Origin of the sequence: Desulfovibrio aminophilus DSM 12254, assembly GCF_000422565.1 — a bacterium.
Taxonomy (GTDB): domain Bacteria; phylum Desulfobacterota; class Desulfovibrionia; order Desulfovibrionales; family Desulfovibrionaceae; genus Aminidesulfovibrio; species Aminidesulfovibrio aminophilus.
Window position 1 is genome coordinate 123,632 of sequence record NZ_AUMA01000008.1, and the last position, 10,774, is coordinate 134,405.

The 10,774-nt window shown below is 68.7% G+C and carries 14 protein-coding genes; 12 read left to right on the plus strand and 2 right to left on the minus strand.

Annotated elements, in window-relative coordinates:
* The first annotated feature begins 38 nt into the window (after nt 1-38).
* From obgE to H587_RS0105755, 4 genes are all read left to right on the plus strand, one after another.
* On the plus strand, nt 39-1,085 hold the full coding sequence (gene obgE / locus H587_RS0105740) for a GTPase ObgE (RefSeq protein ID WP_027175451.1): 1,047 nt from the start codon (nt 39-41) through the stop codon (nt 1,083-1,085).
* Entirely contained in the window at nt 1,082-2,239 is a 1,158-nt protein-coding gene (proB, locus tag H587_RS0105745; RefSeq protein WP_027175452.1) for a glutamate 5-kinase, read from the plus strand. The genes obgE and proB overlap by 4 nt, the downstream gene beginning before the upstream one ends.
* Before the next feature lie 5 nt (nt 2,240-2,244).
* Nucleotides 2,245-3,399, plus strand: a complete 1,155-nt coding sequence (locus tag H587_RS0105750) for an MFS transporter (RefSeq protein WP_027175453.1) — start codon at nt 2,245-2,247, stop codon at nt 3,397-3,399.
* Nucleotides 3,400-3,497: 98 nt separating this feature from the next.
* A complete protein-coding gene (locus H587_RS0105755; RefSeq protein ID WP_027175454.1) occupies nt 3,498-3,872 on the plus strand; it encodes a NifB/NifX family molybdenum-iron cluster-binding protein in 375 nt (124 codons plus the stop codon).
* Nucleotides 3,873-3,950: 78 nt separating this feature from the next.
* Here the strand turns inward: H587_RS0105755 and H587_RS0105760 are convergent, their stop codons facing one another.
* Entirely contained in the window at nt 3,951-4,280 is a 330-nt protein-coding gene (locus H587_RS0105760; RefSeq protein WP_034608629.1) for a carboxymuconolactone decarboxylase family protein, read from the minus strand.
* Between the two features lie 28 nt (nt 4,281-4,308).
* Nucleotides 4,309-4,665 carry a PilZ domain-containing protein gene (locus H587_RS0105765; RefSeq protein WP_027175456.1) on the minus strand — a complete coding sequence of 119 codons (357 nt, stop codon included), beginning with the start codon at nt 4,663-4,665 and terminating at the stop codon, nt 4,309-4,311.
* A 124-nt stretch (nt 4,666-4,789) separates the two neighbouring features.
* Here H587_RS0105765 and H587_RS20790 point away from each other — a divergent pair, with 124 nt between their 5' ends.
* The 8 genes from H587_RS20790 to H587_RS0105805 all read left to right on the plus strand — a co-directional run bounded on the left by H587_RS20790 (nt 4,790) and on the right by H587_RS0105805 (nt 10,759).
* Nucleotides 4,790-4,936, plus strand: coding sequence for a hypothetical protein (locus H587_RS20790; protein WP_169432748.1), 147 nt, complete (start codon nt 4,790-4,792; stop codon nt 4,934-4,936).
* Nucleotides 4,937-5,048: 112 nt separating this feature from the next.
* The gene (gene argB, locus H587_RS0105775; RefSeq protein ID WP_027175457.1) at nt 5,049-5,924 is read left to right on the plus strand and encodes an acetylglutamate kinase; all 876 of its coding nucleotides are present in this window, start codon (nt 5,049-5,051) and stop codon (nt 5,922-5,924) included.
* A gap of 8 nt (nt 5,925-5,932) precedes the next feature.
* Nucleotides 5,933-6,637, plus strand: coding sequence for a molybdopterin-guanine dinucleotide biosynthesis protein MobB (locus H587_RS0105780; RefSeq protein WP_027175458.1), 705 nt, complete (start codon nt 5,933-5,935; stop codon nt 6,635-6,637).
* A complete protein-coding gene (locus H587_RS0105785; protein WP_027175459.1) occupies nt 6,637-7,875 on the plus strand; it encodes a molybdopterin molybdotransferase MoeA in 1,239 nt (412 codons plus the stop codon). Before H587_RS0105780 ends, H587_RS0105785 begins: the two co-directional genes overlap by 1 nt.
* A 79-nt stretch (nt 7,876-7,954) precedes the next feature.
* A complete protein-coding gene (locus H587_RS17460) occupies nt 7,955-8,683 on the plus strand; it encodes a molybdopterin-dependent oxidoreductase (protein ID WP_034608630.1) in 729 nt (242 codons plus the stop codon).
* 19 nt (nt 8,684-8,702) lie between these two features.
* Nucleotides 8,703-9,659: a serine/threonine-protein kinase gene (locus tag H587_RS17465; protein ID WP_034608632.1), complete on the plus strand. Its 957-nt coding sequence runs from the start codon at nt 8,703-8,705 to the stop codon at nt 9,657-9,659.
* A complete protein-coding gene (locus H587_RS0105800) occupies nt 9,656-10,144 on the plus strand; it encodes a universal stress protein (RefSeq protein ID WP_027175460.1) in 489 nt (162 codons plus the stop codon). The genes H587_RS17465 and H587_RS0105800 overlap by 4 nt, the downstream gene beginning before the upstream one ends.
* A 30-nt stretch (nt 10,145-10,174) precedes the next feature.
* Nucleotides 10,175-10,759, plus strand: a complete 585-nt coding sequence (locus H587_RS0105805) for a hypothetical protein (RefSeq protein WP_027175461.1) — start codon at nt 10,175-10,177, stop codon at nt 10,757-10,759.
* Nucleotides 10,760-10,774: the final 15 nt, after the last annotated feature.

The following is a 10,774-nucleotide window of genomic DNA, read 5'->3' on the forward strand; positions in this document are numbered from 1 at the left end:
GCGTTGCCCTCGGGCCCGGGGCAGGGTAGAGGTTCCCCATGCGGTTCATCGACGAAGCCACCATCACCGTGCGCTCAGGCAAGGGCGGCAACGGATGCCTATCTTTCCGCCGGGAAAAGTACATCCCCAAGGGCGGCCCGGACGGCGGCGACGGCGGCAAGGGCGGCGACGTGGTCCTCATGGCCGCCGAACGCATCCTCACGCTCTTCGACTTCCGGCTCAAGCGCCTCTACGAGGCCCGCAACGGCGAGGGCGGCATGGGCAAGGACCGCTTCGGGGCCAATGCCGCCGACCTGGTCCTGGAACTGCCTGTGGGCACCCAGGTTTTCGAGGTGGCCGAGGACGGCTCCGAGACGCTGGTGGCCGACCTGACCATCCCAGGCGAACCTGTGGTGGTCTGCAAGGGCGGCGACGGCGGTCGGGGCAACATCCATTTCAAGTCCGCCGTGAACCAGGCCCCGCGCCGGGCCGAGAAGGGCTGGCCCGGCCAGGAGAAACATCTGCGCCTGGTGTTGAAGATCCTGGCCGACGTGGGGCTGCTCGGCCTGCCCAACGCGGGCAAGTCCACCTTCCTCGCCGCCGTCTCGGCGGCCCGGCCCAAGATCGCGGCCTATCCCTTCACCACGTTGACCCCGAACCTCGGCGTTCTCCACGACGACGAGGGGCGGCGGCTGGTCATCGCGGACATCCCGGGACTCATCGAGGGAGCCAGCCAGGGCCTCGGCCTGGGGCACAAGTTTCTCAAGCATGTGGAGCGCACGCGTTTCCTCGTGCACCTGCTCGGCACGGACGAGATCCGCGAGGACGATCCGTTCCTCGGCTTCCGCCTGCTGGACGAGGAGCTGGAGCGGTTCGACCCGCGCCTAGCCAGCAAGGACCAGATTCGGGTGGTGAACAAGATCGACCTCCTGGACGCCGCGGCCTTGGACGCCCTCAAGAGCAAAGCCGCCGCGGCCGGGCTTTCGGTATTCTTCGTCTCGGCCCTGCGCGGCGACGGGCTGGAGGATCTGGTGGACGAGATCTGGCGGCGCAACCTGGCCCTCGAAGAGCCCCGGGACGCGGCCGAAGGGAGCGAGGCGTCATGAGCGCAGGCGAGGACAGGAAAGCGGCCCTCGAACGGGCCCGGCGCGTGGTGGTCAAGGTCGGTAGCGCCATCCTGACCACGAAGACGGGGCTTGATCCCCGCGCGGTGAACCGACTGGCCGACCAGTTGGCCGGGCTGCACGACCGGGGCCTGGAGCTGGTCCTGGTTTCCTCCGGAGCCGTGGCCGCCGGACGAGGCCTCATGCGCTCCCTGAACCAGGAAAGCGCGCTGGAGCTCACCGACCTGCCCGGCAGGCAGGCCGCCTCGGCCATCGGCCAGAGCCGCCTCATGCACGAGTACGACGAGGCCTTCGCCCGCTACGGCAAGGCCACGGCCCAGGTTCTCCTGACCCGCGACGACCTGCGCCACCGCCAACGTTTCCTCAACGCCCGCAACACCATGCGCCGCCTCCTGGACTGGCGGGTCATCCCCATCGTCAACGAGAACGACACCGTGGCCGTGGCCGAGCTGGAGTTCGGGGACAATGACACCCTGGCCAGCCTGACCATCGACCTGATCCAGGCCGACCTGTTCATCAACCTCACCTCGGCCGACGGCGTGTTCGACAAGAACCCCGACCAGCATCCTGGGGCCCGCTGCCTGACCTGCATCGAGGACATCGGAGCCCTGGACCTGGCCCGCATGTGCAGCGGCAAGACCAGCGTGGGCTCGGGCGGCATGTACTCCAAGCTGCGGGCCGCGCGCCGCGCCGCCCAGCTGGGGGTGCCCTCCTTGGTGGTTTCCGGCCGCACGCCCTTCGTGCTGGAGAAGGTCTTCGACGGCGCGGAGATGGGCACCTGGATTCCGGCCTGCGGCCATCGCGTCTCCCACCGCAAGTTCTGGATGGCCTATCACGCCGACCCGGTGGGGGAGATCCGCGTGGACGCGGGCGCGGCCAGGGCCCTGACGGAAGGGGGCAAGAGCCTCCTGCCCGCGGGCATCGCCGGGGTGGAGGGCCGCTTCGCCAAGGGCGCGCTCGTTCGCATCAGCGGTCCCGACGACCTGGGCCTGGGCGTGGGCCTGAGCAACTACTCGGCCGCCGACCTGCGCAAGATCATGGGCCGCCGGACCTCGGAGATCGAGGAGATTCTGGGGCAAGCTCCCTATCCCGAGGCCGTGCATCGCGACAACATGCTGCTCGACGCCGCGCTCTGACGCCCGTGCGACCGCTGTACCGCGACCGCAATCTTCAGCTCGTCTTCGGCGTCACCCTGACGGCCATCATGGGCGTCGCGGGCCTCATGCCCGCGCTGCCGGTGATGATCCGCGACCTTTCCATCCCGGCTCCGTCCATCGGCTGGGTCATCACGGCCTTCACCCTGCCGGGCGTGCTCATGGCCCCGGTGGGCGGCGTGCTGGCGGACCGCCTGGGCCGCAAGAAGGTGCTGGTGGGTTCGTTGCTCCTCTTCGGCTTGGCGGGGGGAGCCTGCTTCTTCGTCCGCAGCCTGCCCGCGCTCTACGCCCTGCGCGCGCTTCAGGGCATCGGCGCGGGGCCCCTGGGCGTGCTCAACGCCACGCTCATCGGCGATCTCTTCGACGGCCGTGAGCGGGCCACGGCCATGGGCTACAACGGCGGCGTCCAGGCAATGGGCACGGCCCTCTTCCCGGCCCTGGGCGGCCTGCTGGCCCACCTGGGCTGGAACTGGCCTTTCCTGCTGAACGTCCTGGCCCTGCCCTTGGCCCTGGCCGTGGCGCTCTTTCTGGAGAATCCCGAGCCGCGCCGGGGTCAGCCCTTCGGCGCCTACATGCGCTCGGCGCTCTCGCGCATGGGCACGCGTCGGGCCCTTTCGCTGTTCACCCTGACCCTGGGCACCTTCATCATCCTCTTCGGGGCCTTCGTCACCTATCTGCCCGTGCTCCTGCATGAGCAGTTCGGGGCCATGCCCGTGGAGACCGGCTGCATCATTTCCCTGTCGGCCCTGGCCACGGCTCTGGCCGCCTCCCAGCTCGGCCGCCTTTCCGGCCGTTTCGGCGAACTCCAGCTCCTGCGCGCGTCCTTTCTGCTCTACATCGCCGCACTTCTGCTCATGCCCAGACTGCCCGCGCTTTGGCTCGCCGCGCTGCCGATCATGCTCCTGGGGCTGGCCCAGGGCCTCAACCTGCCGAGCCTGATGACCCTGCTCTCGGGCGTGGCCGGACTGGAGAACCGGGCCGCCGTCATGGCCGTCAACGGCATGCTCCTGCGCCTGGGCCAGACCGTGGCCCCATTGCTCATGGGCTTGGTCTTCGCGGGTTTCGGCCTGTCCGCGGTGTTTACGGCCGCGGCGCTGCTGGCCCTGGGATTGCTGGCCGTGGCCTGGCTGGCCCTGCGCTAGACAATCCCGACCAAATCACTCGGTTGACGTTTCATCCCAAGTGGTTATGTAGGGGCCTGTCGAAGAATACCGCCCATCCGGGCGAGTCGGAGGTACCCATGTCGAAGATCGCCATTCCCACCCGTGACGGCGTGGTGGACGAGCATTTCGGCCACTGCCAAGCCTTCACTGTCTATGAGGTGAACGAGTCCAAGGCCATCGTCGGCGAGACGAGCTTCACCCCGCCGCCGTCCTGCGGCTGCAAGTCCAACCTCATCCCCACCCTGGTTGAGATGGGCGTCACGGCCCTGGTGGGCGGCAACATGGGCGAGGGCGCGGTGGTGCGTCTGCGCCAGGCGGGCATCGACGTCACGCGCGGGGCCTCCGGGCCGGTGCGCGATGTCGCCGAGGCTTGGCTCTCCGGGGCGCTCAAGGACGCCGAGATCGTCTGCCACTCCCACGGCGACGGCCACGAGTGCGGCCACCATCACTGAGCCGCGCGGAATGCGCATGACGAAAAAGAGCGGGCCGGTCAGTTCCGGCCCGCTCTTTTTTTGTCGGATTCGCCGCAATCACTTGGGAAAATGTCGGGCAAGCTCGTCCACAACGACCTTGAGATAGAGGAGCTTGGGGCCGCCGCCCATGAGCACGGCCAGCCATGCGGCCTCCAGGATCTCCTCGCGGGAGGCTCCGGTCTTCACGGCGTTGGCCACGTGGATGGCGATGCACCAGTCGCACTGGTTGGCCACGGCCAGGGCCACCAGGGTGAGGTTCTTGGCCTTGCCGTCCAGCGCTCCGTCGGCCTTGGCGTTCTTCATGAACTCCATGAGCGAGTCGAACTGGGCCGGGGTGGACTTCTTCAGATCCTTGAACAGGGTGTTGGCTTCTTCCAGCAGGGTCATGCGGGTCTCCTCGGTTTCGGGTGAGCGGTCAGGGTTCGAAGGCCGGGGTGGACAGTTCGCGTTCGATGGCGTCGGCGTCGCCGTAATGCAACTGCACCAGCCGCAGCAGGTGCGGAAAACTTTCTTCGGTCACGCTGGTGAATTCGAGGGCCACTCCGGCGGCGTCGGAACGGGCCACACGGCCCTCGGCTTCGATGACCACGTCCTGGGCCAGGTCGATGCGGAAGCGGCATTCCAGCCCGGACTCGACGCCGGGCAGGGGGGTGGTCTGGGCGCCTTTGAGACTCAGGTCCAGGGTTCTGACGGGGCGGTCCTCGCCGCCGACCGTCAGCACGGCCTCGTGTCCGGTGCGCACACGGGTGCGACGTCTCCTGTTCTCGTCCATGGGGCCTCCGCGAATCAAGCAACGCCGATGGCTGGACAATACCCCCCGGTTGGGCGTATGGCAACCCGCATTGGCCTAATCTCGGCGACGGGACAGGCCGATAAGACGTTCACGGGAGTGACCCATGCGCCAGTTCAGACGTCTGCTCCAGCACACGCTCAATCCGCTGCACGTCTATTGCCGCCTCTGCAACGCTGGGGTGGCTCCGGCGAGCGCCCAGCGGGTCTGCCGCATCTACGAGCGGTTCCTCTACCGTCTGGTCCTCTCCTAGACCCTTTCCGCCCCGCTCCGTGTTGACAGGCACGGACCTTCGGGGGAATATCCATCATTCTCGCCAGCCCGTGGGAGGCGCAATGAACCAGGACGCGCAGGTCGTGGCGGACATGGAGCGCAACCGGCTCAAGGCCCGGATGATCATCGAGGCCCTGCCCTACATCCGCCAGTTCTACCACCAGACCGTGGTCATCAAGTACGGCGGCAACGCCATGATCGACGAGGCCCTCAAGCAGAGCTTCGCCCAGAGCGTCGTGCTGCTCAAGTACATCGGGATCAACCCCGTGGTGGTTCACGGCGGCGGGCCCCAGATCGGCAAGATGCTCAAGGCCCTGGACATCTCCTCCGAGTTTCGCCAGGGCTACCGGGTCACGGACCAGGCCACCATGGACGTGGTCGAGATGGTCCTCGTGGGCCAAGTGAACAAGAGCATCGTCAACCTCGTCAACCAGGCCGGGGGTCGGGCCGTGGGCCTCTCGGGCAAGGACGGCGTGCTCATCGAGGCCGAGAAGAAGGAACTGGCCGTGGAGCGCAAGGACGCCCCGCCGGAGATCATCGACCTCGGCAAGGTGGGCGAGGTGGTCCGCATCAACACGAATCTGCTGGACGCCATCGCCAAGGAGGGCTTCATCCCGGTCATCGCGCCCGTGGGCGTGGACGCCGACGGCGAGACCTACAACATCAACGCCGACTCCGTGGCCGGCGCCGTGGCCGCGGCCATGAACGCCAAGCGTCTCTACCTGCTCACCGACGTGCCCGGCCTGCTGGACAAGTCGGGTTCCCTGGTCAGCTCCCTGACCACCCGCCGGGCCCTGGAGTTCATGGAGGACGGCACCATCACCGGCGGCATGATTCCCAAGATCCGCTGCTGCCTTGAGGCCCTGGCCAACGTGGAGAAGGCCGCCATCCTCGACGGCCGGGTGGAGAACTGCGTGCTTCTGGAACTCTTCACCGACTCGGGCGTGGGCACCGAGATCACCCGCTAGGAGGCCCCATGAAGGCTGTCGCCGTGGTCGGCTTCAAGAAGTCCGGCAAGACCGCTTTGACCCTCGAACTTTTGGAGGCGGCCCGCGCGCTCGGCCTTTCCGTGGCCGCCGGGAAGCACTCGCATCACGGTTTCGACGAGAAGGAAGGCACGGACACGGCCCGCTTCCGGGCCCTGGGCTGCCCGGTGCTGGCCTGGTCTCCGGGCGGGGCCCAGGTCTTCTGGCCCGGAGAGCGCCGTCTGCCCGACCTGGCTCCGCTGGTGACGGCGGACCTGCTCGTCTGCGAGGGCGGCAAGACCCAGGGCCTCATGCCCCGGATCATCCTGGCCGACGACGAGGCCACGGCCCGGGAGTTGGAGCCGGAGCTGGCCGTCGCCGTGTGCGGCAAGGCCCGGCTCGCCGGAGTGCCCAACATCGAGGATCCCGAGGCCCTGGCCCGGCTGGCGGCCGAGAAGGGTTTCCTCCTGCCCGGCCTGAACTGCGGCGGCTGCGGCCGAGAGGACTGCCGCGCCCTGGCCGTGGACATCGTGGCGGGCAAGGCCGTCCCGGCGGACTGCGTCTCCCTGAACGGCGGCCTGAGCGTGAGCGTGGACGGCCGTCCCCTGGCCCTGAATCCCTTCGTGGCCCGGATGCTCGGCGCGGGCCTGCTGGCCATGCTGGCCGAACTCAAGGGCTTCGGTCCCGGCGATATCGAGATCAAGCTGGAGCGCTGATGGAACAGGGATTTTTTCAGGTTCTGAGCCGCGCGGCCTTCGAGGATCTGCTGCGGAGCTTTCCCCCGCTCGCGGCGGAAACCCTGCCCCTGGACCAGTGCCTGGGGCGGGTGCTCGCCCATGATCTGGCCGCGCCCGAAGACCTGCCGCCGCGCCCGCGTTCCTGCATGGACGGCTATGCCCTGCGCGCCAGGGACGTCTTCGGTTCCTCGGAGAGCGCCCCGGCCTACCTGGAGATCGCCGGGGAGATCGCCGTGGACCGGGCCCCGGACTTCGAACTGGCCGCCGGAACCTGCGCCCGCATCCCCACCGGCGGGGTGCTGCCCGAGGGCGCGGACGCCGTGCTCATGGTCGAGCACGGCCATGAGATGTCCGGCACCCTGGAGGCGCGCAAGAGTCTGGCCCCGGGCGAGAACGTCATGCTCGGCGGCGAGGACGCCCGGGCCGGAGACGTGGCCCTGGCCGCCGGAACCCTGCTGCGCGTGCCCGAGCTGGGCCTGCTGGCCGCCCTGGGCGTGGCCGAGATCGCCGTGCGCCGGCGCGCACGGGTGGCGGTCCTGTCCACCGGCAACGAAGTCGTGCCCCCGGGCGCGACGCCCCGGCCCGGGCAGGTGCGCGACGTGAACAGCCTGGCCCTGGCCTGTCTGGCCCGCGAGGCCGGAGCCGAGGCCGCGACCCTGGGCATCGCGCCCGACCGCCTGGAGGCTCTGCGAGCGGCCCTTCTGGCCGCCCTGGAGACGAGCGACTGCGTGCTCCTCTCCGGCGGCAGCTCCGTTGGGTCGCGCGACCTCACCGTGGCCGCCCTGGGCTCCCTGCCGGATTCAGAAATCCTGGCTCACGGCGTGGCCCTGTCCCCGGGCAAGCCCACCATCCTGGCCCGCGTGGGCGGTACGCCCGTGCTCGGTCTGCCTGGGCAGGTCACTTCGGCCCAGGTGGTCATGCTCGTGCTGGTCCAGCCCTTCCTGCGCCATCTCATGGGCCGGGCCGACGCCTTTGATCCGCTCCAGCGGCCCGTGCGTCCGGCCGAGTTGGCCCGCAACCTGGCTTCCAAACCCGGCCGCGAGGATTACGTGCGCGTCCGCCTGGAGCCGCGCGGGGGCGCGTTGCCCCTGGCCCATCCCCTGCCCGGCAAGTCCGGCCTGCTCAAGACCCTGCTCCAGGCCCAGGGTCTGGTCGCGGTCCCGGCCGACCGCGAGGGTCTGTACGCGGGCGCGGCCGTGGACGTCTGGCTCATCTGAGGACGCATCCCCTCGGTCCCGCCGCGCGGGTATTGTCTGAATGCGGTTCGGTGTTATCCTCTGGCGAAAGGAGTACGTCATGGATGCGCCGCGCCGTTCCCTTCTGAAATGGCTTGGGGCCGGGGCACTGGCCCTGGGCGGCTGGTGCTGGGGCCTGCTGCCCGAGTCCGTGCGCGCGGCGATCAACGACCGCTTTCCCACCCGCACCGTGGACGACGACGTGTTCCGGTTCGACGCCCGCGCGGGCGAGGTGGTCTGGCCGGGGAACCGGCGCGAGCCCTACGTCCTGCGCCTGGACGGGCTGCTGGAGTCGCCCCGGGACATGACCTGGGACGAACTGCGGGCCCTGCCCCGGGTGGAGCGAATCGTGGATTTCCATTGCGTGGAGGGCTGGAGCGTCCAGGACGTGCCCTGGGGCGGAGTGGATTTCAAGAGCCTCTTCGACGGGGTGCGCCCCCTGCCCACGGCCACGCACGTGGTCTTTCATTCCCTGGGCAAGACGAAATACCCGCCCGAGGGCACGGACCACTACATCGAGTCCTTTCCCATCGCGGAGCTGCTTCGCCCGGACCTGTGGTACATGCTGGCCCTGGAGTTGGAGGGACAGCCCCTGCCGCACGAGCGGGGAGCCCCGGCCCGGGTTGTCTGTCCCTTCGATCTGGCCTACAAAAGCATCAAGTTCGTGACCCGGGTGGAATTCACGGACCGCTCCGTGCCAGGCTGGTGGACCCGGGCCAACCCGATCTATCCCGTGCGCGCGCCCGTGCCCGTGTCCCGGCTGCGGGTCAGGGATCCCCGCCGGAGCTAGGCCCGCGCCAGGAGGACGCATGGACAGCGCCCGCCGCCTGCTGGCCGACATGGCCCCCGACTTCCCGCCCCAGTACGCGGGCAATATCGTCACGGACACCGCCGAGTTCATGAACATCGGCCACGGAGACGTCATCGCCGTGGGCGGGAGCCATTACCTCGTGCTGCGCGACGAGGCCGAACGCCGCTTCGGAATGGAGGACCCGAAATTCTGGGTCAAGCGTTGCCGCCACCTGGAGAGCGGCGAACGGCGCATCCTCAAGCTGGAGTTCTTCGAGAACTTTCCGGTCAGGATCGGTTCCTTCGAGGCCCATTGCTACCGCAGCCCGCAGAAGGAGTCGCGCATCCTCGACCTGACGCGCGGCGACCCCCGCTTCATGCAGGGCGAGACCTTCATGGACGCGGGCGGCCACAACGTCCGCGTGCTGGAGGTAGTCCAGGGCCGTCGCCTGGACACGCTCATCGAGGACCTGGACATGGACCACGCGACCTACTTCCGGGAACGCTTCCCGGAGGTGCTCGACCGGTTCCTGGGGGCCTGTGAGGCCCTGCGCTTCCTGCATGAGCGCGGGGAGAAGCACGGCGACGTGCGCCGCGACCACATCTTCGTGGAGTACCAGGGCGGGGGCTGGCGCTGGATCGACTTCGACTACGCCTTCGACTTCCACGAGAATCCCTTCGGCCTGGACCTGTTCGGCCTGGGGAACATCCTGGTCTTCCTCACGGCCAAGGGCACGCCCACGCCCATGAGCATCCCGGCCGAGGTGGCGGCCACGCTCACCGGCGGGGACATGTCCATCGTCTTCGGCAACCGTCTGGTGAACTTGCGCAAGCTCTATCCCTACATCCCGGAGGATCTGAACCGGGTGCTCCTGCACTTCTCGGCGGCCAGCGAGGTCTTCTACGACTCGGTGGAGGAACTGGCCGGGGATCTGCGGGCCTGCCGCGCCCGACTCGGACAAGGAGACGCGCCATGAACGAGAAGAACATTCTGGTGGCCTTCGACGGCTCGGAGAACGCCCTGCGGGCCGTGGACTACGTGGCCAAGATGGCCGGGGGCATCCCCGGGGGCAAGGTCCGGCTGCTCTACGTGGAGCGCCTGCCGGAGCGGGATTTCTTCGAGACCGAGGCGGCCTGGAAGGACGCCTGCCGGGTCCAGGCCGACGCCGCGCGCCAGGCCTTGGCCTCGGCCGTGGAACGGCTGAAGGCGGCCGGACTGCCGTCGGACGCGGTGGACAGCAGCTACCTGCAAAGCTGCCGCTCCCCGCGCAATGCGGCTCCGGCGTGCAGCCTGGGCACGAGCATCGCCCGGGACATCGTGGGGGCCATGGACGAGGGGGGCTTCGGCACCGTGGTCATCGGCCGCCGGGGCGTGTCCAAGGCCGAGGAGTTCCTCTTCGGCAGCGTGTCCACCAAGGTCATGCACTTGGCCAAGGACTGCGCGGTCTGGGTGGTGGCGTAACCCCGGCTTGAACCCGAACAGGAGGCGGCCATGTCCGAAGAGTGCCATCTGGAGGAATACCGGACGCTGCGCAAGGAGATCGACTCCAACCAGCAGATCGTCTCGAACCTGTTCAAGGTGAACGCCTCCGTGACCGCAGGCATCATCGGCTTCGGCCTGTCGGAAAACACGGCGGGCGGAGCTGTCTTTCTCGCCGCCTACGCCCTGCTCATCCCCTCGATTCTCTACACCGCTTCCCAGCAGGAGGTCATCGCGGGCATCTCCCAGTACATCCGGGTCGTGCTGGAGCCGAAACTCGGCCTGGGCTGGGAGCGGTCGCTCCACCTGTTGCGGACGCGCGGACTTTCGCCGGAGAGGAGCCGGTTCCACAGGGCGATGGTGGGGTTCTACATGATTCTCGCCCTGGTCCCGGTGCTGGCGCTGGCCATGTCCCCCGACATCCCCTTGATGTCGCTGTCGTTCTGGCTGGCGGTCCTGCTGGGCGGATTCACGGCCTTCTTGTCCCGGAGGATACGGCGGGCCTGCGATGTCGGGTTCCACCGCGAATACGCCGAGGCGTGGCGCGCGGCGCTCGGATTGAAGGCGGAAGCGGGGGACGGGTCGGACGGCGGCTGAGGCTGTGCTGGCCTC

What these genes read in the sequence shown, in the direction of transcription:
- obgE (WP_027175451.1), top strand. Translation starts at nt 39, where the DNA reads ATGCGGTTCATCGACGAAGCCACCATCACCGTGCGCTCAGGCAAGGGC.
- proB (WP_027175452.1), top strand. Translation starts at nt 1,082, where the DNA reads ATGAGCGCAGGCGAGGACAGGAAAGCGGCCCTCGAACGGGCCCGGCGC.
- H587_RS0105755 (WP_027175454.1), top strand. Translation starts at nt 3,498, where the DNA reads ATGTCGAAGATCGCCATTCCCACCCGTGACGGCGTGGTGGACGAGCAT.
- H587_RS0105760 (WP_034608629.1), bottom strand. Translation starts at nt 4,280, where the DNA reads ATGACCCTGCTGGAAGAAGCCAACACCCTGTTCAAGGATCTGAAGAAG.
- H587_RS0105765 (WP_027175456.1), bottom strand. Translation starts at nt 4,665, where the DNA reads ATGGACGAGAACAGGAGACGTCGCACCCGTGTGCGCACCGGACACGAG.
- H587_RS20790 (WP_169432748.1), top strand. Translation starts at nt 4,790, where the DNA reads ATGCGCCAGTTCAGACGTCTGCTCCAGCACACGCTCAATCCGCTGCAC.
- argB (WP_027175457.1), top strand. Translation starts at nt 5,049, where the DNA reads ATGGAGCGCAACCGGCTCAAGGCCCGGATGATCATCGAGGCCCTGCCC.
- H587_RS0105780 (WP_027175458.1), top strand. Translation starts at nt 5,933, where the DNA reads ATGAAGGCTGTCGCCGTGGTCGGCTTCAAGAAGTCCGGCAAGACCGCT.
- H587_RS0105785 (WP_027175459.1), top strand. Translation starts at nt 6,637, where the DNA reads ATGGAACAGGGATTTTTTCAGGTTCTGAGCCGCGCGGCCTTCGAGGAT.
- H587_RS17460 (WP_034608630.1), top strand. Translation starts at nt 7,955, where the DNA reads ATGGATGCGCCGCGCCGTTCCCTTCTGAAATGGCTTGGGGCCGGGGCA.
- H587_RS17465 (WP_034608632.1), top strand. Translation starts at nt 8,703, where the DNA reads ATGGACAGCGCCCGCCGCCTGCTGGCCGACATGGCCCCCGACTTCCCG.
- H587_RS0105800 (WP_027175460.1), top strand. Translation starts at nt 9,656, where the DNA reads ATGAACGAGAAGAACATTCTGGTGGCCTTCGACGGCTCGGAGAACGCC.
- H587_RS0105805 (WP_027175461.1), top strand. Translation starts at nt 10,175, where the DNA reads ATGTCCGAAGAGTGCCATCTGGAGGAATACCGGACGCTGCGCAAGGAG.